The sequence below is a fragment of the Streptomyces sp. NPDC017676 genome (genome assembly GCF_044329325.1).
GTDB lineage: Bacteria > Actinomycetota > Actinomycetes > Streptomycetales > Streptomycetaceae > Streptomyces.
This window is the reverse complement of record NZ_JBIRJA010000002.1, coordinates 599,461-623,015: the sequence shown is the minus strand read 5'-3', so window position 1 is coordinate 623,015 and position 23,555 is coordinate 599,461. Positions and strand designations below refer to the sequence as shown.

20 protein-coding genes are annotated in these 23,555 nt (G+C 73.0%); 3 read left to right on the top strand and 17 right to left on the bottom strand.

Annotated features, from left to right (window positions below; translation table 11 throughout):
* Positions 1-2 precede the first annotated feature (2 nt).
* Together ACH4LD_RS06935 and ACH4LD_RS06930 are read right to left on the bottom strand one after the other, a co-directional pair.
* On the bottom strand, positions 3-926 hold the full coding sequence (locus ACH4LD_RS06935) for a DUF6879 family protein (protein ID WP_398054197.1): 924 nt from the start codon (positions 924-926) through the stop codon (positions 3-5).
* 152 nt (positions 927-1,078) lie between these two features.
* Entirely contained in the window at positions 1,079-1,519 is a 441-nt protein-coding gene (locus ACH4LD_RS06930; RefSeq protein WP_398054198.1) for a hypothetical protein, read from the bottom strand.
* Between the two features lie 91 nt (positions 1,520-1,610).
* Here ACH4LD_RS06930 and ACH4LD_RS06925 point away from each other — a divergent pair, with 91 nt between their 5' ends.
* On the top strand, positions 1,611-2,075 hold the full coding sequence (locus ACH4LD_RS06925) for an SPW repeat protein (RefSeq protein WP_398054562.1): 465 nt from the start codon (positions 1,611-1,613) through the stop codon (positions 2,073-2,075).
* A 127-nt stretch (positions 2,076-2,202) separates the two neighbouring features.
* On the opposite strand, the gene ACH4LD_RS06920 is transcribed toward ACH4LD_RS06925, so the two are convergent.
* The 3 genes from ACH4LD_RS06920 to ACH4LD_RS06910 all read right to left on the bottom strand — a co-directional run bounded on the left by ACH4LD_RS06920 (position 2,203) and on the right by ACH4LD_RS06910 (position 8,025).
* The gene (locus tag ACH4LD_RS06920) at positions 2,203-2,424 is read right to left on the bottom strand and encodes a hypothetical protein (protein WP_398054199.1); all 222 of its coding nucleotides are present in this window, start codon (positions 2,422-2,424) and stop codon (positions 2,203-2,205) included.
* 115 nt (positions 2,425-2,539) lie between these two features.
* Positions 2,540-4,264: a RecQ family ATP-dependent DNA helicase gene (locus ACH4LD_RS06915; RefSeq protein ID WP_398054200.1), complete on the bottom strand. Its 1,725-nt coding sequence runs from the start codon at positions 4,262-4,264 to the stop codon at positions 2,540-2,542.
* Positions 4,265-4,329: 65 nt separating this feature from the next.
* A complete protein-coding gene (locus ACH4LD_RS06910) occupies positions 4,330-8,025 on the bottom strand; it encodes an AfsR/SARP family transcriptional regulator (RefSeq protein WP_398054201.1) in 3,696 nt (1,231 codons plus the stop codon).
* A gap of 145 nt (positions 8,026-8,170) precedes the next feature.
* On the opposite strand from ACH4LD_RS06910, the gene ACH4LD_RS06905 reads away from it, so the two are divergent.
* Positions 8,171-9,406: an MFS transporter gene (locus tag ACH4LD_RS06905; protein ID WP_398054202.1), complete on the top strand. Its 1,236-nt coding sequence runs from the start codon at positions 8,171-8,173 to the stop codon at positions 9,404-9,406.
* Between the two features lie 231 nt (positions 9,407-9,637).
* Here ACH4LD_RS06905 and ACH4LD_RS06900 read toward each other — a convergent pair whose 3' ends face one another.
* The gene (locus ACH4LD_RS06900) at positions 9,638-11,107 is read right to left on the bottom strand and encodes an MFS transporter (protein WP_207928192.1); all 1,470 of its coding nucleotides are present in this window, start codon (positions 11,105-11,107) and stop codon (positions 9,638-9,640) included.
* Between the two features lie 179 nt (positions 11,108-11,286).
* Between ACH4LD_RS06900 and ACH4LD_RS06895 the strand changes: the two genes are divergently transcribed.
* Positions 11,287-11,613 (top strand): helix-turn-helix transcriptional regulator, encoded by a 327-nt coding sequence (locus ACH4LD_RS06895; protein WP_103811785.1) that lies wholly within the window; start codon positions 11,287-11,289, stop codon positions 11,611-11,613.
* A gap of 26 nt (positions 11,614-11,639) precedes the next feature.
* Here the strand turns inward: ACH4LD_RS06895 and ACH4LD_RS06890 are convergent, their stop codons facing one another.
* From ACH4LD_RS06890 to ACH4LD_RS06840, 11 genes are all read right to left on the bottom strand, one after another.
* Positions 11,640-12,608 (bottom strand): Gfo/Idh/MocA family protein, encoded by a 969-nt coding sequence (locus tag ACH4LD_RS06890; protein ID WP_398054203.1) that lies wholly within the window; start codon positions 12,606-12,608, stop codon positions 11,640-11,642.
* Positions 12,609-12,619: 11 nt separating this feature from the next.
* On the bottom strand, positions 12,620-13,120 hold the full coding sequence (locus ACH4LD_RS06885) for a flavin reductase family protein (protein ID WP_398054204.1): 501 nt from the start codon (positions 13,118-13,120) through the stop codon (positions 12,620-12,622).
* Positions 13,121-13,179: 59 nt separating this feature from the next.
* Positions 13,180-14,091: a UTP--glucose-1-phosphate uridylyltransferase GalU gene (gene galU / locus ACH4LD_RS06880; protein ID WP_398054205.1), complete on the bottom strand. Its 912-nt coding sequence runs from the start codon at positions 14,089-14,091 to the stop codon at positions 13,180-13,182.
* Entirely contained in the window at positions 14,088-15,599 is a 1,512-nt protein-coding gene (locus ACH4LD_RS06875) for a trehalose-6-phosphate synthase (RefSeq protein ID WP_132783017.1), read from the bottom strand. Before ACH4LD_RS06875 ends, galU begins: the two co-directional genes overlap by 4 nt.
* 88 nt (positions 15,600-15,687) lie before the next feature.
* Positions 15,688-16,749 (bottom strand): zinc-binding dehydrogenase, encoded by a 1,062-nt coding sequence (locus ACH4LD_RS06870; RefSeq protein WP_398054206.1) that lies wholly within the window; start codon positions 16,747-16,749, stop codon positions 15,688-15,690.
* A 59-nt stretch (positions 16,750-16,808) separates the two neighbouring features.
* On the bottom strand, positions 16,809-18,008 hold the full coding sequence (locus ACH4LD_RS06865; RefSeq protein ID WP_398054207.1) for an acyl-CoA dehydrogenase family protein: 1,200 nt from the start codon (positions 18,006-18,008) through the stop codon (positions 16,809-16,811).
* 355 nt (positions 18,009-18,363) lie between these two features.
* A complete protein-coding gene (locus ACH4LD_RS06860) occupies positions 18,364-18,510 on the bottom strand; it encodes an LxmA leader domain family RiPP (RefSeq protein WP_014675881.1) in 147 nt (48 codons plus the stop codon).
* Positions 18,511-18,647: 137 nt separating this feature from the next.
* On the bottom strand, positions 18,648-19,601 hold the full coding sequence (locus ACH4LD_RS06855) for a T3SS effector HopA1 family protein (RefSeq protein ID WP_398054208.1): 954 nt from the start codon (positions 19,599-19,601) through the stop codon (positions 18,648-18,650).
* 422 nt (positions 19,602-20,023) lie between these two features.
* Complete coding sequence (gene lxmK / locus ACH4LD_RS06850) at positions 20,024-21,175, bottom strand: class V lanthionine synthetase subunit LxmK (RefSeq protein WP_398054210.1); 1,152 nt, start codon at positions 21,173-21,175, stop codon at positions 20,024-20,026.
* 7 nt (positions 21,176-21,182) lie between these two features.
* Positions 21,183-22,259, bottom strand: a complete 1,077-nt coding sequence (locus tag ACH4LD_RS06845) for a ParB/RepB/Spo0J family partition protein (RefSeq protein ID WP_398054211.1) — start codon at positions 22,257-22,259, stop codon at positions 21,183-21,185.
* A 54-nt stretch (positions 22,260-22,313) separates the two neighbouring features.
* On the bottom strand, positions 22,314-23,510 hold the full coding sequence (locus ACH4LD_RS06840) for an IS701 family transposase (protein WP_398054212.1): 1,197 nt from the start codon (positions 23,508-23,510) through the stop codon (positions 22,314-22,316).
* Positions 23,511-23,555 lie beyond the last annotated feature (45 nt).

The window sequence follows — 23,555 nt, the reverse complement described above, 5'->3', positions numbered from 1 at the left end:
CATCACGCGCCGGCCGCCCCTGACCCACCTGTCGGGGTTCCCACCGTCTGCGTCGGCACGCCCGCGTCCCAGAGCTCGGCGAACCGCTGGGTCCTCAGCCTGACGTGGTTCTCATGCGACCTGACCCGTGTCGAGGTGTTGACGTGCCGCTGATCCTGTTCGATCTCGTAGCAGATCGCCTTGTCGAAGACGACGAACTCGTCCACCAGGCCCCGCCTGAGGGCCTGGGGCAGCCGGTTCCGGACGACCACACGTGTCTGGATGCCCAACTCCTCCTGTTCCCGGCTTATGTGGCGCAGCTCGTCGTCGACGTCCGTCGCGTCGGCCACCAGGAACAGCCGTCGTACCGTCACCCCCCTCGCCATCGCTTCGCGCTGCGCCTGGAGATAGCGGCCGGCGGGCTCGCTGCTCCAGAAGTCCCGGTCCACCAGCGAGAGCGTGCTGGTGGTGTCGATGGAATCCGTGGCGCAGTGGGTGAGGGCCAGCAGCCAGTCGTGGTTCTCGCCGGCGCAGTCGACACTCCCGCTCCTGAGTGCCTCCATGTCAACGGCGAGGCGCCGCATCAGCTCCTCGGCGAAGCGCCTCATGATGTCCGGCCCCGTGGAGACGACCTCCACCGCGCTGGTGGCCAGCGCGGCCACTCCGTCGGGAGGCAGCCTCTCCATCTCGCTGTAGAACCTGGTCGCCTCGCTGATCCGGGCGAAGCCCCGCACGACCGTTTCCTGTGTCTGCGCCTGGTGCCGAGGCAGCACGGCCCTGAAGTCCCTCACCTGATTGATCAGGTCGCCGAGGAGCTGAAGGATCAGCAGGCAGCCACCGACGAAGATGCCGACGCCGACCTGCCACTTGGCCTCCGGGTCGGCGACCTTGGTGACGACGGACGCCAGGCCGCCCGCCGCGAGTGAGACGAGTACTTTCCACCACATCCGCCATGCGCCGGATGTCCCTCTCCACGGTGCGCCGTTCGGTTCCGGACTCGGCCCCGTCGCCATCGTGTGTCCCCCCCCAACCCGTACCCGTGCCGGTTACCGCCTCAGGGCGCTGCGGTCTCCTGCAGTGTGCCCAGCGAGTTCCTGGATCACTCGGCACGGTGGTCCTCTGCCCCCTCCTCCTCGTGCTCGGGGTCGCTCGGGCCCAGCCGGACACAGCACTCCCCGGGCTCCGGAGCCAGGACGGCCTGGACCCCGTTGACCTCCAGGCCGCGGAGGCAGCCGGAGAGGAAGGCCTGGTTCATGCCGCACACCAGCTCCGGCGCCTTCGCGGCCAGCGGGTGGAAGGGGCAGTTGCGCAGCCGGAGCCGGGTCGGGGTGTCCCGGACGGGTTCGTAGCCGTACTGGTCCAGCAGCCGTTCGCAGGCGGTCAGCCCAGCGTTCGGGGCCCAGGCGGCCGGGAGGTGTCCCGTCTCCGACGCCCGCTCCCGCGGCGAGTTCCTCGGCCTGACGAGGGCGGCCTCCTGACGACCGTCGGACCTCCGGAAGCGGCCCGACGCACCCGGTGACGCATCGCCCCTTTTATCCAAGATTGCGCCCCCGGATCGGGGTACTCGCGGAAGTCAGGACGTACTACACCTTCCGAAGGTGAGGACCATGACCACTTCCCCCAGGCCGTCCATGGAGACGCACCCCGACATCGTCGACATGCGCCTTCGGCACGAGATGGCCGAGCGCGCCACCAGCACGCCCAAGGGCCAGGCCATCGAGACCCTGGCGCTGCTCACCGGTCTGTACCTCGCGGCATCGCCGTGGATCACGGGCTTCAACGCCCTGTCCACCCTGGCCGTCACCAACCTGCTCACCGGCATCGCCTACGCGGTCCTGATGAGCGGCGGATTCGGCCGTGCCTACGAACGCACCCACAGCATGGCGTGGGCGTCCTGTGCTCTGGGCGTGTGGGCGATCATCGCGCCGTGGGTGGTCGCCGGCAACGTCAGTACGACGAAGACGATCGTGAACAACGTCATCGTCGGCGCGCTGGCCCTCCTGCTGGCCCTGGCCGCCAGCGCGGCCGCCCGGGCGGCGGAGTCGTCCGAGGCACGGCGCGGCATGTCGGCGTCGTACGCACCCGGTCGCGGCTGACCCCGCTCCGCGACCAGACGGGAGCTCGCGGGACCACCGGACGGAGCCGGTGATCCCGCGAGCCCTTGCCGACCGCGCCCGCCCCCTCAGTGCGTGCGCCTCATTCCTGCCCGCCCCTCCTTGCCCGTCAGTCCTTGCCCATCGGCTTGCGGACGGCGTCCTTGGTGCGGTCCACGAGGGCGGGCGACGGGGCCGCCTTGACGGCCTTGGCCATGGCGGCGAGGTTGGTGACGTCGGCGCTGCGCCGGATGTGCGTGAACTCGTGGCGCTCTTCCGCCCGGGCGTGCTCCTGGACATCGGTCCGCGGCTTCATCAGCCGGGGCAGGAACTCGGGGTCGCCGGTGTCCATCTCGTCGCCACTCGTGGACGCCCCCGGCGCGCGTGGTTCCCCCGGCCGGGCCACCCCGGTTGACAGTGTGATCGGCGGCCCGGGACTCCGGCCGGCTCCGGTCCCGGCTCCGCTGTCAGGTATCCGGCTGATCCTCGCCGGGCCGGCGTACGACGGTGAGCAGGTCGTCGTGGTCCGCCACGGCTTCCAGTGAGAGCGTGTGGTAGCCGGCCCGGTCGAACAGCACGGTGATGCGGTCCGGTTCCTCGTTGAGCACCGTGCCCTCGCCCCACTTCTCGTGCCGGACCTCGGTCCCTGTCGGGAAGGAGGTGGCGGTGGGGTGCGCGGGCCGCTGGTCACGGCTCGTGCCGTGGTCGGCCTGGGCGGCGGCCCCTTCCGCGCAGGTGTCGCAGTTCCCGCACGGAGCCTCGTACGCCTCGCCGAAATAGCCGAGGAGGAAGTGCCGCCGGCAGCCGGTCGTCTCGGCGTAGGCCCGGGCCATGTCCACCCGCGACCGGTCCGTACGGCGGTGGGCCTCGGCCGCCCGTTCCGCTCGCTCCACTGCCCGGCCCGGTGACACGCCCTCGGCCGGGCGCACCGCGCCGCCCTCCGCCGTGGCGACGGCCCCGGCCTCCTGGAGGAGGTTGACGGCGGCGGTGACCCGGTTCCGGGACAGCCCCGTCTCCTTGCGCAGGTCCTCCAGGTCAAAGGGGTCCCCGCGACGCCGGTGGACGGCTTCGGCCACCCGGGACAGGACCGTGCGGCCGGGGGTCCGGCCCGCGAAATACGTCTGCATCCCGGTGTCCCGCGCCCGGTAGTGCAGCACCGCGAGCGCGGGCTGCCCGTCCCTGCCGCAGCGGCCGATCTCCTGGTAGTAGGCGTCCAGGGAGCCGGGCAGCGAGGCGTGCAGGACGTACCGCACGTCCTCCTTGTCGATGCCCATGCCGAACGCCGAGGTCGCCACGACGACGTCGGTCTCACCGGCCAGGAAGGCACGGTGGACGCGGTCGCGTTCGGCGGCGCGCAGTCCGGCGTGGTAGGCCTCGGCGGCCAGTCCGAGAGCGGCGAGTTCGCCCGCGTACCGCTCGCTGTCCTTCCGGGTCGCCGCGTAGACGATGCCGGGTTTGGGCTCGGCGGCGGCCCGCTCCACCACGGCCTGCCGACGCTCGTCCTCGTCGAGGAAGCGGCGGACCTCCAGCCGGATGTTCGGCCGGTCGAATCCGGTGACCATCAGCCGGGGCCGGCGCATGCCCAGGCGTTCGGTGATCTCCCGGCGCACGGGCGGGGCGGCGGTCGCGGTCAGGGCCAGCACGGGCGGTCTGCCCACACGCTGCGCGGCCTGCTCCAGACGCAGGTAGTCGGGGCGGAAGTCGTGCCCCCACGAGGAGACGCACTGGGCCTCGTCCACCACGAACAGGGCCGGGCCCGCCGCGGCCAGGGCGCCCACGACGTCGTCCCGTGCGAGCTGCTCCGGCGCCAGGTAGACGAGGCGGGCCCGGCCCGACCGTACGTCCTCCCAGGCCGCCTCGGTCTGTGCCGCGCCCAGGTCCGAGTTGACCGCGACGGCACCCGGGGCGTCGTCGCCCTCGGGAAGACCCGCGATCTGGTCCCGCTGGAGCGCGAGCAACGGTGACACCACGACGACCGGGCCGGGCAGCAGCGCCGCCGGTACCTGGTAGACGGCCGACTTGCCGGAGCCCGTCGGCATGACGACGAGGGTGTCGTGGCCCTGCAGCACCCACTCCATGGCCGTGAGCTGCTCCGGCAGGAGGTGCTCCCAGCCGAAGACGTCCGCCGCCGTACGGCGCAGACGCCGGGCCCGGATGCGGCCTTCCGATTCCGGCCCCGCGTTCCTCACCATGCGCATCGCTCCCTGGGCTGCCTGGGCCCACCGGGTAACCCGCCGGGCCTGGGCGAACCACCTCGTCAGGGGTGAGCGGGGCCGTCCGCGTGCGGGACGGCGACGGCGCACCGAGAACGGGCCCGGGCGGCCCGGTCCCCCGGCCCGGCCAGGGTGGCGCGCACGTGCCGCTCCGCCTCGGCCGGGGTCAGCCGCTCACCGCGCCCGAACGCCTCCGCGAAGGCGCTCGGGCCCAGGACCGCCTGCGCCGCGGCGGTGACGCGGTTGACGTCGCCGCGCTCGGCGGGCGGCAGCGGTGCGCCCACGCTGCGGCGCGCGGCGTGGGCGGCGCCGAGGAGCAGGGCCGCGCAGGTGGCGCCGGACCGGTGTCCGTACAGGGCGGCCGTCCCGGCGAGCCCTTCCAGGGAGAGGGCGAGGGCGCGGGGCTCGTCCAGGGAGCGGGCGATCCGCAGGCCGCGCAGGTGATGGGCGGCGGACCGGGCGGCATCGCCGCGGAGTTCGGCGAGGAAGCCGAGTTCGGCGTGCAGGAGGTGATCACCGGCCGGGGAGGAGACGTCGGCGTGGGCGGCGCGGATGCGCAGCAGGTGCGTCTCGGCCGCGTCGATGTCGCCGGAGCGCCGTGCGCCGAGGGCCAGACCCATGTCGGCGTGGATCTCGCCGTACTTGTAGCCCTGTTCGACGGCGATCCGGCGGGCCTGCTCGTGCAGTTCGCGGGCGCGGTCGAAGTCGTGGGCGAGCAGTGCCAGGCGGCCGAGCCCGGACAGCCGCGCCGACACCTCGGCCTCCAGGCACCACTCCCGGGCGATCTGGAGCCCTTCCTGCTGCCGGTGCGCCGCCTGCGCGTACTCCCCCTTGATCTCGGCGAGCACGGCGAGCGGCGAGACGGTCTGCAACTCGCCCCAGCGGTCGCCCAGTTCGCGGAAGAGGGCACGGCTGCGCCGTCCGTCGCGGTCGACCGCGTCCAGGTCACCGCGGACCAGGGCGAGCGCCGCCCGCAGGCCGAGCGCGGCGGCGGTGCCCCACCGCTCGTCCGCCGCCTCGAAATGGGCCAGGGCACGGGCGTTCAGGGCGCGGCTGCCGTCCAGATCGCCCACGCTGAACCCGCCGTAGGCGTTCAGCCACAGCGCCCGGGCGCGGCGCACGGGGTCGGGGACGGCCTCGGCGCCGGGGGTCACCGTGCGCTCCCCGGTGAGCAGGACGAACGCGCTGTGCAGCAGGGCGGCTTCAGGATCGGGACCGTCGGCGGTGGCGGCGAGGACGGCGGCCAGGCCGCGGCGGCCCTCGGTGAGCCGGCCGCGCAGCAGCCACCACCAGGACAGGGCGGCGACCAGCCGTACGGCCTCCTCGCCGCGTCCGGCGGCGGCCCGGCGCACCGCCTCGTCCAGGGCGGCGCGCAGATTGCCCCCCTCGGTGTCCAGGCGGGTGAGCCAGTCCCGTTGCCGTGGTCCGCGCAGCCGACGCTCCGCGCGTTCGGCGAGCGCGAGGTAGTGGCGCAGGTGCCGCTCGCGTACGGCGGTCTCGTCGGCCGTCCCGCGCAGTCGTTCGGCGGCGTATTCGGCGACCGACTCCAGGAGGCGGTAGCGGGGACCGGCCGGGCCGTTCGTGACGACGACGAGGGACTTCTCCACGAGCCGGGTGACGAGGTCGAGCACCGCGCCGCCGGGCACGCCCTCCCCCGCGCACACCGCCTCCGCCGCGTCGAGGGCGCAGCCGTCGCTGTGCACGGCGAGACGGCTCAGTACGAGGCGTTCCGGCACGCTGAGCAGCTCCCAGCTCCAGTCGATCATCGCGCGCAGGGTCTGCTGACGGGCGGGGGCGCCCCGCTGCCCGGAGGTCAGCACCCGGAACCGGTCGTCCAGGCGTGTGGCCAACTCCCGTACCCCGAGGACTCTCACGCGGGACGCGGCGAGTTCCAGGGCGAGCGGGATGCCGTCCAGCCGACGGCAGATCTCGGCCACGACGACGGGGTCGGCTCCCTGGTCCTCGCCGTCTCCGCCGCCCTCGCCGGTGCCGAGCCGGAAGCCGGGCGCGCAGGCCGCGGCCCGCTCGGTGAACAGGCGTACGGCGTCCGGGGTGGGCAGCGGCGCGACCAGGAACACCGTTTCACCGGCCAGGGCGAGCGGTTCCTGGCTGGTGGTGAGGACGCGCAGCCGGGGGGCTTCGCGCAGGAGCAGCGCGACCAGTTCGGCGGCGGACGCGACGACGTGCTCGCAGTTGTCCAGCACGAGCAGGGTACGGCGGTCGCGCAGGGCGGCGGCCAGCCGGTGCACGGGGGATGCGGCCACGGTGCCGGTGGCGGGCGGGGCGGAGGGAGCGTCGTCACGGACGCCGAGGGTCGCGGCGACGATCCCGGCGAGATCGTCGGGGGTGGCGCCGCGGACACCCGAGAACTCCACGAACCAGACCCCGTCGGGTACGTCTCCGGACGCGAACCCCTGCGCGGCGGCCACCGCGAGACGCGTCTTCCCGACGCCACCGGGACCGGTGAGGGTGACCAGCCGCTGCCGCGCGAGGAGAGGGACGAGACGCGCGAGGGCTTCCTCGCGGCCTATGAGGGCGGTGAGGGGGTGGGGGAGGTTGGTGGAGGCAGGGACGTTGGTGGGGGCAGGGACGTTGGTGGGAGCAGGGACGTTGGTGGGGGTGGCGGGGGTGGTCTCGGGGGGCGTCCGCGGGGTCGTCCACGGGGTCGTACGGGGCAAGGGCGTCCGGTGCGGTCGCGCGGCGCCCTCGGAGTGCGGGACGGCGGTCGACGCGGTGAGCTGGGGGTTCGGCACGGAGCCCTGGGGGCTCGACGCGGTGAGCTGAGGGCTCTCCGCGAAACCCTGGGCGCTCGGCACGGCATCCTGCGAGCTCGACGCGAGGACGTGAGACCTCGGCACGGAGCCCAGGTGGCTCGACGCGGGGCCCCCAGAAGGCGTCGGTCGCGCCGAGTCACCGGCCGGAGCTGCGGGGCCCGCAGAACGCGCCGGTCGCGCGGTGTCCCCGGTCGGAGCCGCGGTGTCCCCGGTCGGAGTCAGGGTGTCGGTGGTCAGCGACGGGTCCTGGCGGAGCATCGCCCGGTGGAGGGCGCTCAGGGCGGGGCCGGGACAGGCGCCGAGTTCGTCCGCGAGGCGGGTGCGGAGGTCCTCGTAGGAGGCGAGTGCTTCGCCCTGGTGGCCCGCGCGGTACAGCGCCCGCATCTGCACCGCGCGCAGGCGCTCCCGCAGCGGATGCTCGGCGACGAGCGCGGCCAGTTCACCGGCGAGGAGCAGGTGGTCCCCCGCGGCGAGCCGGGCCTCGGCCCGCTCCTCCAGCACGGCCAGCCGCTGCTCCTCCAGGCACTGGCGGGCCGCGCCGGCGAACTCCTCGTCGGCGAAGTCGGCGTACGCCGGCCCCCGCCACAGCCCCAGGGCCTCGGTGAGCAGGGCCGCCCGCGCCCGTGGGTCCGCGACGGCGCGCGCCTCGGCGACGAGCCGGCCGAACCGTTCGGCGTCCACGTCGTCGGCCGGGCCGAGCCGCAGCCGGTACCCCGGCGGCTGCCGTTCGAGCCGTTCGCGGCCGACCACCCGGCGCAGTTGGGAGACCTTGGCCTGGAGCGCGCCCGCCGGACGGCCGGGGAGGTGGTCGCCCCACAGGTCGTGGACGAGCCGGTCGGCGGAGACGGGGCCGCCGTCGTGCGCGAGCAGATCCGCCAGCAGCGCCCGCACCTTGGTCTCGGGGACCTTGAGCGGTTCCCCTTCGTCGTCCCACACCGCGAGTGGTCCGAGCACCCCAAACCGCATGCGCACCACCGTACCCGTCCGGTGAGCGGCCCGGCCGTTCCGTCCGGCGCCGCAACGTTCCCGAAGGATTTCCGAAGCATTCCCGAAGCGCCCGCCCGCACAGTTCCACGAGACACGGATCAGACGAGATACGGAGTGCCTCACCATGACCGCCTCCCCCGACACGGCCGCCCCGTCCGGCAGGGATTCAGGGGCCGCGCCGCCCGCGCGGCGGCGCGGCGGGAAACTGCCGCTGCCCGCGCTGCTCGCCCTCGCCACCGCGGTGTTCCTCACCAGCCTCACCGAGACGCTCCCCGCGGGCCTGCTCCCCGGGATGAGCCAGGACCTGGGGGTGAGCGAGTCCGCGACCGGGCAGACGGTCACGGTCTACGCGATCGGCACGGCGCTCACCGCGATCCCGCTCACGGCGGCCACCGCCGCCTGGCGGCGCAAGCGGCTGCTGCTCACCGCCGTGGCGGGCTTCGCCGTGGCCAACACGGTCACGGCCGTGTCGTCCGTCTACGGCCTGACGATGGTGGCCCGCTTCCTCGCCGGTGTCGCGGCGGGCCTGGCGTGGTCCCTGCTCGCCGGCTACGCGCGGCGTATGGTGGAGGCCCCCCTCCAGGGCCGGGCGATCGCCGTGGCCATGACGGGGATTCCGGTGGCGCTCTCCCTCGGCGTGCCGGCCGGGACCTTCCTCGGTCAGGCCCTCGGCTGGCGCGTGGCGTTCTGGGCGATGACGGCGCTCACGGTGATGCTGCTGGTGTGGATCACCGCCGTGGTGCCCGATCATCCGGGCCTGCCGCGCGGCGAACGCCCGCGGATGCTGCGGGCGCTGGGGGTTCCGGGCGTGCGCCCGGTGCTCTTCGTGACGCTCGTCTTCGTGCTGGCCCACACGGTGCTGTACGCCTACATCGCCACGTTCCTGGACGGTCTGGGGATGGGCGACGACACCGACCTGGTGCTGCTCGCGTTCGGCGTCACCTCGCTGCTGGGCGTCTGGGTCGTGGGGGCCCGGATCCAGCACTCGCTGCGCTCGTTGACCATCGCCTGCACCGTGCTGGTGGCGGTGGCCGCGGCCTGGTTCGGGGTGCTGGGCGACGGTGGCGCGCCGGTGTACGTGGCCGCCGCGCTGTGGGGGCTCGGCTGGGGCGGGCTGCCCACCCTCTTGCAGACCGCCGTCGGCGACGCGGGCGGTGACCGGGCCGACGCGGCGCAGGCGATGCTGGTCACGCTCTGGAACGTGGCCATGGCCGGCGGCGGCGTGCTGGGCGGCGTCCTGCTGGACGCGGCCGGCAGCGGCTCGTTCCCCTGGACCGTGCTGGTGCTCCTGCTGCCCGTGCTCGCCGTGGTGCTCGCCGCGCGGGCCCATGGCTTCCCGTCCCGGCGGCGCGTGACGTGACCTTCGTACGGCGGTGACGGTGAGCGGCCTCCCGCTCGGACGACGGTAAGCGGCTCTCCGCTCGGACCTCCGTCCGCGGACCCCCTTCCGCGGCCGGACGCGCCGTCGGCCGCCGGTACGGGAGGCGCGCGGAAAGGTGCCCCGGCGGCCGTGGCCGCCGGGGCACCTGAGCGTGTCGGCCGCCGTGCGCGTCCCGCGGGGGATGGTCGGACGCGTGGTGGCCGTGCGCGCTCACCGAACCGTGAGGACGGGATCCTCGACGGCCGCGGAGGCGGCCCGCGCCTTCTTGCCGGGCAGGCCGAGCGTGATGAGCAGGCCGACCACCATGCCGACCGCGGTGAGCAGGACGACGAGGAACTCGCCGTCGGCGGTGGCGGCCTTCAGTGCCTGGCCGGTCTTGCCCCCGGTGCCGGCGTCGGCGATGGCGGTCAGGACGGCCAGCCCGATGGCGTTGCCGATGTTCAGGGTCGTGGAGGCCATGCCGTTGGCGATGCCCTGCTCGTTGGCGGCGACTCCGGTGGAGGCGGCGATCCACATGGCGGTCCAGACGATTCCCTGGCCCACACCGGAGACGATCAGGCCGGGTACGGCCATCAGGTAGGTGGCGTCCGCGTCGAAGCCCCAGGCGAGGAGCGCGGTGCCCACGGCGCCGACGAGGAAGCCGGCCAGCAGCGTGGGGCGGGTGCCCAGCCGGGTGGTCAGGCGCTCGCCCAGCTGGGTGCCGGTGGCGATGGCGACGGAGGGCACGAGGAAGGCCAGGCCGGTCTGGAGTGCGCTGAAGCCGTGGACGGACTGGAGCAGCACGGTCAGGAAGTACGGCAGGGTGCCGAAGGTGGCCATGTAGAGGAACGTGACGGTGATGCCCACGCTGAGGCTGCGGTTGCGGAACAGACGGAACGGCATGAGCGGGTCCCGGCTGCGCGACTCGATGACGGCGAAGGCGATGAGGAAGACGACGGCGGCGACGAAGGAGCCGATGACCTCGGGCGCGGTCCAGCCGTTCTCCGGGCCCTCCACCAGGGCGAACACCAGCAGGGTGGCACCGGCGGTGACCGTGAGGGCACCGGGCAGGTCGAAGCGGCGGCCCGCGGTGCGCGCCTCGTCGCGCGGGATGACGGTCAGTGCGGCGAGGGCGACGAGACCGGCCAGCGGCACGTTGACGAAGAAGACGGCGGGCCAGCCGAAGCTCTCGGTGAGGATGCCGCCCAGCAGCGCGCCGACGGTCAGACCGCTGGCGCCGGCCCCGCCCCACACGGCGAGTGCACGGTTCCGCTTGGGCCCTTCCTCGAAGAGGGTGTTGATCAGGGACAGCGTGGACGGCAGCAGGAGCGCGCCGCCGATGCCCTGGACCGCGCGGGCGGCGATGATGACGGCCGGACTGCCGGCCAGCCCGCCGGCCAGGGACGACACGGCGTAGACGGTGAGTGCGAGGACGAAGATCCGGCGTCGCCCGAGCAGGTCCGCCGCCCGCCCGCCGAGCAGCAGGAAGCCGCCGGCGAAGACGACGTAGGCGCTGACGACCAGTTGCTGCGTCTGGCCGGGGAAGCCCAGGTCGTCGCCGATGTCGGGCAGGGCGACGAAGACGATGTTCAGGTCGAGCGAGAAGATCAGCTGCGCCAGGGCCAGCAGCGCCAGACTCCAGCCCAGTCGTCGCCCGTCCGGGCCCGCGTGGCCCGACTGCAGCGTGGGTGAAGTGGACATGAGAGGTCAGCCCCTTTGGGTCATGGGCAGGGCAGCCCAACCAGTACGACTGTTCACATGCTTACGTACAATCGAACCGTCAGCAACCGGGGGGACGTGATCCAGCCATGACCCCGCGCGCCGGACAACGAGGGCCGCACGCCCAAGAGATGGTCATACTGTCGCGGTACAGTGGAACAATGATCGCCCACCACCCCGACCGTGATCAGATCCGCCTTGAGAACGTCCTCAGCGCCCTCGGCAACCCCATGCGCCTGACCGTTGTCCGCGTCCTCAGCGACGGCGAGGAGCACAACTGCGGCAGCATCCTGGACGGGGTCTCGAAGTCGTCGATGACGCACCACTGGCGCGTTCTGCGCGACGCCGGCGTCATCTGGCAGCGCCCCTCGGGCCGGGAGAACCTGCTGTCGCTGCGCCGCGCCGACCTCGACCACCGCTACCCCGGTCTCCTGGACGCCATCCTGGACGGCGCGCGCAGCGAGGCCGGCCTCCAGCGGCAGGGCTGACCGGTCCGCCCCGGCCCGGCCGGAGATCAGCGCCGGCGCCGGGCCACGCTCCCGATCTCCTCCAGCAGCGCGGCCGTACGCCGGATGTCGTCGTGGCCGGGGGGCCGCCAGGCCGGCCGGCCGCCGAGCTGCCGCAGGAACGCGGTGAGCGCCGCCCGGGCCCGGGGCGGTTCGTGCCGCCATGTCGTCGCGGTCCGTCCCGTCCACAGCGTGACGCTGCCGCCGGCGACCCGGATCGTGCCGTACCGCCCCGCGAAGTGCGCGGAGAAGCCGGTGCGCGGACCGATCCAGCTCGCGTGCAGCGTGACGGGGACGCCTCCCCAGCGCAGCACCGCGATGCCGGCCGGTTCCAGCACGAGCCCCGGGCGGTGGCGCAGCTCCGCGTCGACGACGCCGAGCGGCCGGCGGGGGGCCAGCCACAGCAGCAGGTCGATCAGGTGGATGCCGAGGTCGCTCAGTGCTCCGGCCGCCCCGTGGGCGGGATCCAGCATCCAGGCCGCCTCCCCCGTGAAGACGCCGTCGGTGAGACCGGCGTGCGCGAAGCCCAGCCGTACGGCGGTGAGCGGCCCGAGGACGTCCTGCCGCAGCAGCTGCCGCACCCGTCGCAGGCCGGGCGCGCAGCGCAGGAACATGGCGGTGGTCGTGGGTCCGCCGGCCGCCAGCAGCGGCAGCAGACGGGCGGTCTGCCCGGCCGTCGCAGCCAGGGGCTTCTCGACCAGGGTCGGTACGCCGGCCCTGGCGGTGTGGGGCAGGAGCTGGGCGTGCTGCGCGGTGGTGGAGGTGATGACGGCGGCGTCCGCGCACCGCAGCGCCTCCCGCACGGACGCGGCACCGAACGCCGGCCTGTCGCCGGTGTCCGGTGCCGCGGGGAGTACCACCGCCGAGACCCGGGGCTCACGGGCCAGCAGGTCGTGGTAGTCACGGAAGTGCACGTGCGAGGTGCCGAGCAGGGCCACGTGGAGTGGTCTCGACGGGTCGCTGTCCCTTGGCGTCACGTCCGGCGGTGTCAGCGGGCGCCGACGGCGGTGGCCTCGGGAACGGGCCGGCCGAAGGATCGGTCGCTGTAGACCAGCGGGACGCCGTCGCCGGTGTGGATCGCCTCCACGCGGCCGATGAGGATGCTGTGGTCTCCCCCGTCGACGATGTCGTGCAGGGCGCAGGCGACGCGCGCCGCCGCGTCGCGCAGGCCGGGGAGGCCGAACTCGCAGGTCTCCATGTCGCCGTCGGCGAACCGGTCCACGCCGGAGCGGGCGAAGCGCAGGGCGACGTCGCTCTGGTCGGCGGCCAGGACGTTGACCAGGAACCGCTCGGCGGTCACGAAGGCGTGGTGGGTGCTGGCCTTCTTGTCCAGGCAGATCAGGACCAGCGGCGGTGTGAGGGACAGCGAGCTGAAGGAACTTCCGGTGAAACCCGACCGGTTACCGGACGCGTCGACGGTCGTGGCGATCGTCACGGGAGCCGGAACGCGGGCCATGGCACGGGTGAAGAGGGAACGGTCGACGGTCATGGAGAACATCCGTTTCGCGGGGCCGGGGTGGCCGGCCGGGTGAGGGAGGTGGCCGGTTTTCAGGGGCTCTTCGTCATCGACTCGGTGACGTACCGGTGCAGCCAGGTGCGGAACTCCTCGCCGAGGTCCTCGCGTTCGCACGCGAGCCGCACGATGGCGCGCAGGTAGTCGCCGCGGTCACCGGTGTCGTAGCGGCGGCCCTTGAAGACGACGGCGTGGATCTGCTCGTCCCCGTCGGACAGCAGCCGTTGCAGCGCGTCGGTGAGCTGGATCTCGCCTCCCCGGCCGGGCGGGGTGTCGCGCAGGACGCCGAAGACGGCCGGGGACAGCACGTACCGGCCGATGACGGCCAGGTCACTGGGTGCCGTGCCGGGCCGCGGCTTCTCCACCAGGGAGGTCACCCGGACGACGTCGGAGTCCTCGGTGAGGTCGACCGCGGCGCAGCCGTAGAGGTGGATCTGGGCGGGGTCGACCTCCATCAGGGCGATGACGCTGCCGCCGTACTCGCTCTGGACCTCGGCCATCCGGGCGAGCAGGGGGTCGCGCGGGTCGATGAGGTCGTCCCCGAGCAGTACGGCGAAGGGTTCGTCCCCCACGTGCGGGGCGGCGCACAGGACGGCGTGGCCGAGACCCCTGGGCTCTCCCTGACGCACGTAGTGCAGGGCGGCTAGGTCGTTGGTGGCCCGCACCTTCTCCAGCCGGCCGTGGTCGCCCTTGGCCCGCAGGAGGAGTTCCAGCTCCTGGTTGCGGTCGAAGTGGTCCTCCAGCGCTCTCTTGCTGCGCCCGGTGACCATGAGGACGTCGGTCAGTCCGGCGGCCACGGCCTCCTCGACGACGTACTGGATGGCCGGCTTGTCGACGACGGGCAGCATCTCCTTGGGCGTGGCCTTCGTGGCGGGCAGGAACCGCGTTCCCATGCCTGCCGCGGGGATGACGGCCTTCCTCAGGGGGACGGGCGGTACGGGTGTCATGTCAGGGCCCATTCGGTGTCGGAGGCGAGCGGCGCGGGGCCGTCCGCCACGGGGGAGCCGGAAGCGCCGGGACGGCCGTCGCAGAGGGCGGCGAGGAACGACCGCGCCCAGAACTCCACGTCGTGGGTGAGGACTTGGCGGCGCAGTCCGCCCATGCGGCGGCGCGCCTGCTGCGGGGACTGGGCCAGCGCCTCGGCGAGGGCGGTCTTGACCTCGTCCAGGTGGTGCGGGTTGACCAGGAACGCGCCGGTCAGCTCGGCCGCCGCGCCCGCGAACTCGCTGAGCACCAGGGCCCCGTCCTCGCGGTACCGGCAGGCGACGTACTCCTTGCACACGAGGTTCATGCCGTCGCGCAGCGGGGTCACCAGCATGACGTCGGCCGCGCTGTAGAAGGCGGCGAGTTCCTCCCGGCTGACGGAGGTGTGCAGATAGTGGACGACCGGCCGGCCGACGCGGCTGAACTCGCCGTTGACCCGTCCCACGGCACGCTCGACGTCCTCGCGCAACCGGACGTAGTGCTCGACGCGTTCGCGGCTGGGGATGGCGATCTGGACGAAGGCGACCCGGTCGGGACGGATGCTCCCCTCGGAGAGCATCTCGTGGACCGCCCGGAGGCGGACGTCGATGCCCTTCGTGTAGTCCAGCCGGTCCACCCCGAGGATGATCTTCTCGGGGTCGCCCAGTTCCTCGCGGATCTGCCGGGCGCGCCGCTGGACGTCGGGCCGCCGGGCGAGCCGGTCGAGTTCGGCCGCGTCGATGGAGATGGGGAAGGCCCCGATGCGGACGTCGCGGTCGCCCAGCCGGACCTCCTCCTGGCCGGAACCCGACGCGGGATGCGGTGCGGTGGGCAGGCCGGTGAGCCGGTGCGCGAGCCAGCGGAAGTTCTGGGCACCGCCGGGCCGGTGGAAGCCGATGAGGTCGGCGCCGAGCAGACCGCGCACGATCTCGGTCCGCCAGGGCAGCTGCATGAACAGTTCCACGGGCGGGAACGGGATGTGCAGGAAGAAGCCGATGCGCACGTCGGGGCGCAGTTCGCGCAGCATGGCCGGGACGAGCTGGAGCTGGTAGTCCTGGATCCACACGGTGGCTCCGGGGCCGCTGGCCCGGCTCGCGGCCTCGGCGAAGGTGCGGTTGACCCGCACGTAGGCCTCCCACCAGCCGCGGTGGTACTCGGGCGGCACGATCACGTCGTGGTACAGCGGCCAGAGGGTGCCGTTGGAGAAGCCCTCGTAGAAGCCGCGGACGTCGTCGGCGGAGAGCCGCACGGGATGCAGGCGCAGGCCGTCGTCCGGGAGGTCGGGCAGGTCATCGGCGGTGGTCCCGGGCCATCCCACCCACACGCCCCGCCTTCCGCGCAGGAACGGCTCCAGGGCGTTGACGAGGCCTCCGGGGCTGTGCCGCCAGTGCGGGCGGCCGGCGGCGTCGCGTTCCAGGCTCACGGGCAGGCGGTTGGCCACCACCACGAGGCCGGCCCGTGCTCGCGGTGCCTGCGTGTCTTCGTCGTCCATCCGGAAGCTCCTTGTGCGACGGGCTGGGGCGGGGGCGCCGCGCCGGGTGCGCCGGCCGGTGGTCGCCGGCGGCACACCCGGCGGCGGGTCACTTGCGGAAGTCGACGATGGTCTTCAGGTCGGTGGTGAACCGGTAGTTCTCGAAGATGGCCACCAGACCGTCGTAGTCGTCGAAGGGGTGGACGGTGGACAGCAGCGCCTTGCCGTCGACGATGCCCCGGAGCAGCATCTGCATGGCCGCCGCGATGACGTTGGCGCTCTTGTGCATCGGGAAGTGGGTGACGTCGAAGGGCGCCGAGCGGATGTTGATGCCCTTGGCGAGCATGAGCCAGGTGTCGAACTTCTGCATCTCCTGGGACGCCCCGTACAGGACGTAGCGCCCCCCGGCCTTCATCTTGCGCATGGCGACCCGGCGCGGGTCCTTCTCCTCGTCCACGCCCTTCACGGTGGGCAGGGCGTCGAAGACGTAGTCGAAGGTGCCCTCCGGGACGGAGTCGATCAGCTCCTCCGGCAGGTAGGCCCGGTCGGAGAACTGGCTCTCGGCGAAGGCGTTGCGGGCCGGGTTGGTGTCGACGGAGACGACCGTGTTGGCGGCGAGGAGCTTCTTGATCACGCTGCCCGCGATGATGCCGATGGGGCCGGTGCCCAGGATGAGCACCTTGTCACCGACCCGCGGCGGGTTGGACAGCACCGAGCGCATGGCGCCGGTGACCGGCTCGATGAACGACGCCTCCAGGTCGCCCAGCTCCTCCGGTATCTTGACCGCCGCCGCCCGCCGGTCGTCGTTGAAGTTGCGGTCGGCGGCGAAGACGTCCTCCTTCACCTGACCGGAGAAGATGGGGCGCACGGTGCGGTACTCGGCGAAGCCGCCGAAGTCCGTCTGGCCCCAGTAGACGATGCGGTCCCCGACCTTGACGTCGACGGAGCCGCCGTCGAACTCGGGACCGATGTCGACCACTTCGCCCAGGTACTCGTGGCCCAGGATGACGGGGTATTCGGACGGGAAGAGGTGTCCTTCGTAGAAGGAGATGTCGGTTGAGCAGATCGACACGCACCGCGTCTTCATCAACAGGCCGTCGACCGGGGCCGCGGGGACCGGGAGTTCGGCCAGGACGGTCTTGCGGGGGGCCAGGAGCTGCACTGCCTTCATCGATTCCACTGGTTTCCTCCGGGATGTGCCGGCGTCGGATTCTTGGATACTTCTCGGGGTCAGCGGCGCTTCAGCAGTTCTCCGCCGAGGAGGTACTGGCCGGCCATTTCGTAGTGCGTGGACGACAGCGTGATGTGCTTGACCGCGGAATGCACGTCACGGAAACAGCGCTCCAGCCGGCTGGTGGCGTAGACGGAGGTGGCGCCCGCCAGGTTGTAGGCGATGTCGACCGCGGCCGAGGTGTTCTCCGCCACCGTCGCCGCGGTCAGGCGCACGAGCGCGGTCAGCGGCTTTCCACCCGTCTCACCGAATTCGCTGACGCGGGCGGCGGTGTCGGAGAGCAGCAGGCGCGTGGTGTGGACGAGCATTTCGGCGCGCGCCAGTTTCTCCTGGACCACATGACTGGTGGCCAGAGTGCTGCCGGCACCGGTCGCGGTCTTCCTGACCGCGAGTTCCTTGAACGCGCCGACCGCGTCCTGGGCGATTCCGAGCGCGGTGGAGGCGGAGGTGAACGGCCCGAAGTCGTCGTAGCTGATGGCGTACGCGCGCGATTCCCGGGCGGCCGGCGGGCGGGTCATCTCCGCGCCGTCGACGGTGTATTCCTTCGGGACGAAGACGTCCTGGACGGTGTAGTGGTTGCTGCCGGTTCCGCGCAGCCCGACGGTGTACCAGGTGTCTCTGAACTCGACCGACTTGCGCGGCACGAACAGCATGCGCAGTTCGGGGCCGCTGTCGGTACGGCGCACCTGTCCCCCCTCCGTGACGAAGGCGGCGCACACGAGCCAGTCGGCGTGGGCCGATCCGCTGGCGAACGCCCACTCGCCGCTGAGCCGGTAGCCGCCCGGGACGGCCTCGGCGCGGCCGGACGGGTTGACGCCGCCCACGACGAGGCCGTCGTGGTCACGGAACAGCTCGGTGGAGGTGGCCTCGGGCAGGTAGTCGGCGAGCCGGCCGATGGCGCCCTGCACGCCCATCTGCCAGGCCACGGAGGCGTCCAGACGGGCGAGCGCCTGGATGACGGCGGAGCCGGTCCGGATGCTGACCTGTGAGCCGCCGAACCGCCGCGAGACCCACATCCGCGGGATCCCCGCGTCCCGCAGGGCCTCGAACACGGGCCGCGGGGTCACGCGCTCGCGGTCGGCCTCCTCACGTGCCGCCTCGATGACCGGCGCGATCCGCTGGACCCGGTCCAGCCACGCTTGCGTCTCCTCGTCCGGCAAGACGGAAGGCAGCGCGTGCTCGACGCTGAATTCATTCATGAGATAGCTCCGTACTGTCCCGGAATGGGTTACGAGAGAAAACCGCAGGACATGAACTGCGAACTGCGAAGGAATGCGTCCACGTTGACGCTGGAACTGGAGAGCGTCGGCCTCACGGCGGGCAGCCTTGGCGCCGGGCAGCGGTTCTTCCCTCCGAAAAGGGAATCCGAGGCTTCTTCGCTCACTCCGCGAACGGTGCTCCCACCTCGCGGCTTCGTTCTCCATTCTGGGAACGACCGGTGCGCCGGGCAAGCCCCACCGCCGGGAAGTTGCACGCCGCGGACGACAAAAAAGAGCCCGGGAGAACTCGGTGAGTTCTCCCGGGCTCGGCGTCCGCGCCGTGCGGCGCGGTTCGTCAGTGCTGGCCGGTGAGGCTGAAGGTCGGGGTGATGGAGAATCCCGGGGTCTTGGCCTCGGTCGACGCCTCGACGGCGGCGGCGAGTTCCTCAAGGTCGGTGTAGGCGTCGAAACCAGTGGCCAGTTCGGCGGTCTCGTTCATCATGCTGCTACCTCCTGTTTGTTTTCAGGGGCTCCGGCCGGAGACATTTCCTTTATAGCAAGCACGGATCTGACCACCAAGATGCATCTTGCACAGTGCGGCGCCTTTCCGGGTAACCGGCGTGTGAAATACGCGCTACATCATGCGGTGAGATTGCGGGCCGGGTCGCAGGGATCGATACGCGCCTCCGCCAGCCGTCGTGCGAGCAACACGTCGAGGCTTTCGCCGCGGCCGGTGGTGGCGTGCTCGACCAGGGCCTGGGCCATGACGTGACTGCGGTGCTGTCCGAAGCTCATCCCCCGCATGCCCGGCCGTGGGTCGCCGGGCTCCGCCGCCGATGCCACGCCGGGCGCGTGCCGGCGGGCGAAGAGCGACGTCTCCTCGCCCAGCGCGGGATGCCCCGCCACCTCGTGGGCCACCAGGTCGAGCAGCGCCCGGTCCTCGGCCGCCAGGTACACGACGACGGCGTCGTACCGCGGGTACTGATGGGGAACGGAGGCCGCCTTGGCCCTGTAGGGCCGCCCGCCGGCCTCCAGCGCCCTCAGCACCCGCCCGAACAGCCCGGGAGCGGCGTCCGCGTCGCGGACGTGCAGATAGACGCGGAGCAGGGGCTGTTGGCGGGGCGGTGGTCCCTGCGAGCCGGTGACGAAGAAGAAGCCCGGGGAGACCGCCGGGTGCGCGGCCGGCCAGGCCAGCCTGACCGGCCGCCCGTCCTCCGCCGGCCCGGTCAGCCACGCGCCGGGCACCGCCACCGCCACGCCCCCTGTCCGCACCACGACTTGGCGACCGGCGCCGGAGCCCGGTGCGCGGCTGCCGATCAGCTCGGCGTCCGAGGGGTAGGTGGTGTGCGGCACCTCACGGGCCAGAGCCTCTTCCAGTTGCGGGTCGCGCAGCCGCTGGGAAGGGGCCGACGACTCCGGCAGGCCGGCGTGCAGGCTCGCGTACAGGGCGTCGGCGAGCACACCGGTCAACTGCCGTGCGTCCTCGGCGGTCACCCGCCGATCGGCCAACTCGGCCTCGGCCGCCGTGACATCGACCCGAACGGCGCGCAGAGCCGCCGACAGGGCCTCGGGCAGACGGGTGTCACGGGCCACAGGGCCACCTCCGGATTCGGCCTCGGTATCGAGGCGGACCGCATGCGGAGCCTCGGACAGGCGCGCGTCGCCGGTCATACGGCCACCTCCGAGCGGAAAGCGGTGAGGCGGCGACTCCGGCTCGATGGCCGTGGCATCGGCAGGGACGGCGCGCAGACACGCGCCACCCGTCTCACGGCCACCTCCCGACTCGGCCTCGGTATCGAGGCGGACCGCATGCGGAGCCTCGGACAGGCGCGCGTCGTCGGTCATACGGCCACCTCCGAGCGGAAAGCGGTGAGGCGGCGACTCCGGCTCGATGGCCGTGGCATCGGCAGGGACGGCGCGCAGACACGCGCCACCCGTCTCACGGCCACCTCCCGACTCGGCCTCGGTATCGAGGCGGACCGCATGCGGAGCCTCGGGCAGGCGCGCGTCGTCGGTCATGTGGTCGCCTCCAGGCCCAGGGCCGCCGTGAAGCGTTCGGGGGTGAGGAGGAGGCGTCGGCCGACTCCGGCGGCGGCGCGGTCGACCGCGCCCAGTCGGGCGGACTGTGTGGCGCCGGCCAGCAGGCGGTCGTACATGTGCCAGCCCGCGTAGGCGGCGGCGCGTACCGCGAGGTCCCGGTCCGGAGCACCGAGGGACCACTCCCCTCCCGCGTCCGCCATGCGCCGCCGGGCGGTCAGGTAGCTCTGCCAGAAGGCGGTGATCTGCACCCGGGCCGCCGCGATCGCCTCGGTCAGCCGTGCGGTCATCTGCTCGTGGGTCGGTGCGGGCGCGCCCTCGCCGCGCATCACCCGGGTCAGCGAGCGGAACAGCCACTCCCCCGCGAGACTGCCGAGGTCGCGGGCCGGGTCGCCGAGGCAGAACTCCTCCCAGTCCGACAGGTACATCTCGCCCGCCGAGATCAGGAACTGGTCCAGACGCAGGTCGGCGTGGACAGGCCGGGCGGCGGCCGCGGCCGAGGCGTCCCGCAGCCGGTCGAGGGCCTCGTGCAGCCGGGTGTCGCGTTGCAGCAGCGCCCACGCGTCCAGCTCCGCCCGCGTCGAGTTGAGGTACGTCTCCGCGGTGAGGGCGCGCAACGGCTCGCGTGGGAAGAAGGACGCGGGCGCGGCGGGCGACGACGGGTCCGGTACCAGGCCGTGGACGTCGGCGACGAGTTCGCCGGCGCGCTCGCACCAGGTCGTGGAGAAGCCGTCGTCGGTCTCGGCGACGTCACTGCCGGAGCGCGCGTCCTCCAGCAGTTCGAACGCCATGAGGCAGGCGGCCGGGTCCCAGCCCAGGCACCTCGGCCCGAGGTGGCGGGAGTGGTCACCGCCGCGCCGGGCCTGCTCGAAGGCGATGGCCCGCTCCAGCCGTCGGCCGGGTGCCCGCCCTGCGCCGTCGAGCCGTTTGACGAACAGTTTGACGCCGCGCGTGGTGGTGCCGGCCCAGTTCGCGTTCCGGCCGGGGTACGACGTCACGTCCGCCTCGCGCAGCCGGCCGAGCCCGAGCGTGTCCAGCAGCTCGTTCACCTGGGGGACGCGGGACAGTTCCAGGGCCCGCACGTGCCGGCGCGCACTCCGTGCGTGCGGCGTGGAGGGTGTGTTCGGCATGGGGAGCTCATCCTCTTTCTTCCAGGCGCCTGCTGAAGTCGAGCCACACCTGCGCGCATTCGCGTGCGGCGGCGGACAGTCCCGACAGGCTGTGGGGCGGGAGGCCCGCTATGAGCCGCTCGCTCTCCGCCTGCGACAGGAGCCGGTTGTCGAGCAGTTTCAGCAGCAGGCGCCCGGTCTGGGTGTGCCGCAGGGAGGGGTCCCGCATGAGGGCCGCGAGCGTCGGTCCGCTCGTCCGGCGCCCGGTCCGGTCCGGCGGCCCGGGAGGGTCGGTCTGCGCGGCTCCCCTTCCCGCCCGCCGGCGTAACCGGGGCGGAAGCGGGTCCTCGCTGCTCTGCAGTCGCCGGCGGACGTCGCGCGCGGTGCCGGGGGAGATTCCCGCGGCCTGTGCCACCTGCCGCAGGGACGCGTCGGGGTGCCGTCGGAGGAAGGCCGCCGCGCGCTCCCGGCCGTCCGCCCCGTCGACCGGACGGGCCCGCCCGTCCCGGCCGATCCGGGTGTGCAACTGCTGTTCCCGGCCGGTTGCACACTTCTGCCGGAGCTTGCCGATCGTGGTCGCCGACAGGCCCGTGACGTGGGCGACGGCACGGTCGGACCAGTGGGGGTGCGAGTCGAGGACGCGTTCCGCGGCGGTCAGCCGCTCGGCCCTGGACAGCGGCAGCCCGTGCCGTACGTTCGAGGCCACCGCCAGGACGAAGGCGCCGTCGTCCGGTCCTTCGTAGAAGCGGGCCGGGACCGTGGTCTGTCCGCGCAGCCTGGCGGCGTGCACGCGGTGCGTGCCGTCGATGAGGCGCAGGGTCCCGGCGTGCACGATCACGGGTGGCAGTGGCGCGTCGCTCTCGGCGAGGGTGCGGACGTGCTCGTCGTCCTCGTGGACGCTGCGGGGCGAGTCCGCGGGGAGCAGGTCGCTGATGTCGACGGTGTGGACGATCGGGGAGACCGCCGTGAGGACGGCGTGTTCCTCCGTCGTCGGCGCCTCGGTCGGTGGCGCCTCGGTCGGTGGCGCCGCGGTCGGTGGCGCCGCGGTCGGTGGCGCGTGGTCGGGTGGAGGTCCGCCGGCGTTCGACGACTTCCGGTGGGCCATTGTCGTTCCTTCCCCCTGCCTTTCGGCTCGGATACGGCATCGGCGTGACGTCGTCTAGGACGTGAGTCGGAGCAGTGCCTCCCTGGGGGTCGGGTGGTGACCGTGCCGGCAGGTCCGGGGCGCGGTGCGGTGGAGGCGGCTGAAGACGTAGGCGGCGGCGGCCATGGTCATGTGGTGGTGCCAGCCCGGGTAGGAACGCCCTTCGAAGTCCTGGACGCCGAAATCGTCGATGAGGTCGGCGATGGCGCAGTCGGTGGCCGTGACGGTCTCCGCCAGCGTCGGCACCTCGTGGATCCGGGTCGCCATGTTCGTCAGCCAGTACCGACCGTCGCGGCTGAAGGGCGACGCGGGCTGCATGACGAGCCGGTGGGAGGGCGGGACGCGGTGCGGCCCTCCGGAGAGGCAGGCGGGTCCGGTGTGCAGCAGGAAGCGCCCCGAACGGCGGTCGTCCGGAGGGACCGCCGACGCGAGGGCCGGCTGTCCCCGGCGGTGCGTCATGGCGGTGGCGGCCGACACGGGACGCCGGCCCAGGGCGGCCAGGTGCATCCGCTGGGCCGGGCCGACCTCGCACAGGAAGTCCTGCCCGTGCTCCGTCAGCGCGTCGACGACCAGGGCGGCGTCCGGCGTCTCGGTCAGGTCCAGCACCCAGGGCGCCTGGCCGCCGTCCGGCGGGGCCGGGACCCCGGTCACCAGTCCCCGTACGTGTTCGGCCAGGGTCCGCGCGGTCTCCGTGTCGGGCACACGGGCCCGTCCGCGCCGTACGGCGTCGGTGCTCCAGGTGTCGTCCAGGAGCAGCCGCCAGTCCACGGGCAGGCTGCCGTACGGCGTGACCGCGAACAGCCCGATGGCGACCTGGCAGTTGACGACGCGTCCGGCGCGCGGGTCGAAGCGCCGGTGGACGCCCACCGAGTGGTGGCCGCGCTTGCGGATGGTGATGGTGGCGATGCTCCATGCCCGTGGCCGGTCGTGTTCGGTGATGGCCCGTACCAGGGCCTGGCGCACCGGGGCCCAGTCCCAGGGACTGCCGTTGATGAACTGCTGGAGACCGTGCGCGGACGCCGTACGGGGAGTGACCGCCTGGGCGAGGCCGCGCAGGGTCTTCCTGCCCGGCACGGTCAGCAGACCGTGGAGATAGGCCTGCGCCCACCTGCGCTGGTCGACGCGTGGGAGCGAGGCGAAGATCTTGTTGACGAAGGCTGCGACGGCGGCGCTCTCCGGGATGGTCGGGTGCCCCTCGTACATCTCTAACATCCGGTGTTTCCCCCTTGTCACCCACCCACCGCAGCGGGTGCCGGC

Coding starts and splice junctions, on each gene's coding strand:
- ACH4LD_RS06935 (WP_398054197.1), bottom strand. CDS start 926: ATGTGGTGGAAAGTACTCGTCTCACTCGCGGCGGGCGGCCTGGCGTCC.
- ACH4LD_RS06925 (WP_398054562.1), top strand. CDS start 1,611: ATGGAGACGCACCCCGACATCGTCGACATGCGCCTTCGGCACGAGATG.
- ACH4LD_RS06920 (WP_398054199.1), bottom strand. CDS start 2,424: ATGGACACCGGCGACCCCGAGTTCCTGCCCCGGCTGATGAAGCCGCGG.
- ACH4LD_RS06915 (WP_398054200.1), bottom strand. CDS start 4,264: ATGGTGAGGAACGCGGGGCCGGAATCGGAAGGCCGCATCCGGGCCCGG.
- ACH4LD_RS06910 (WP_398054201.1), bottom strand. CDS start 8,025: ATGCGGTTTGGGGTGCTCGGACCACTCGCGGTGTGGGACGACGAAGGG.
- ACH4LD_RS06905 (WP_398054202.1), top strand. CDS start 8,171: ATGACCGCCTCCCCCGACACGGCCGCCCCGTCCGGCAGGGATTCAGGG.
- ACH4LD_RS06900 (WP_207928192.1), bottom strand. CDS start 11,107: ATGTCCACTTCACCCACGCTGCAGTCGGGCCACGCGGGCCCGGACGGG.
- ACH4LD_RS06895 (WP_103811785.1), top strand. CDS start 11,287: ATGATCGCCCACCACCCCGACCGTGATCAGATCCGCCTTGAGAACGTC.
- ACH4LD_RS06885 (WP_398054204.1), bottom strand. CDS start 13,120: ATGACCGTCGACCGTTCCCTCTTCACCCGTGCCATGGCCCGCGTTCCG.
- galU (WP_398054205.1), bottom strand. CDS start 14,091: ATGACACCCGTACCGCCCGTCCCCCTGAGGAAGGCCGTCATCCCCGCG.
- ACH4LD_RS06875 (WP_132783017.1), bottom strand. CDS start 15,599: ATGGACGACGAAGACACGCAGGCACCGCGAGCACGGGCCGGCCTCGTG.
- ACH4LD_RS06870 (WP_398054206.1), bottom strand. CDS start 16,749: ATGAAGGCAGTGCAGCTCCTGGCCCCCCGCAAGACCGTCCTGGCCGAA.
- ACH4LD_RS06865 (WP_398054207.1), bottom strand. CDS start 18,008: ATGAATGAATTCAGCGTCGAGCACGCGCTGCCTTCCGTCTTGCCGGAC.
- ACH4LD_RS06860 (WP_014675881.1), bottom strand. CDS start 18,510: ATGATGAACGAGACCGCCGAACTGGCCACTGGTTTCGACGCCTACACC.
- lxmK (WP_398054210.1), bottom strand. CDS start 21,175: ATGCCGAACACACCCTCCACGCCGCACGCACGGAGTGCGCGCCGGCAC.
- ACH4LD_RS06845 (WP_398054211.1), bottom strand. CDS start 22,259: ATGGCCCACCGGAAGTCGTCGAACGCCGGCGGACCTCCACCCGACCAC.
- ACH4LD_RS06840 (WP_398054212.1), bottom strand. CDS start 23,510: ATGTTAGAGATGTACGAGGGGCACCCGACCATCCCGGAGAGCGCCGCC.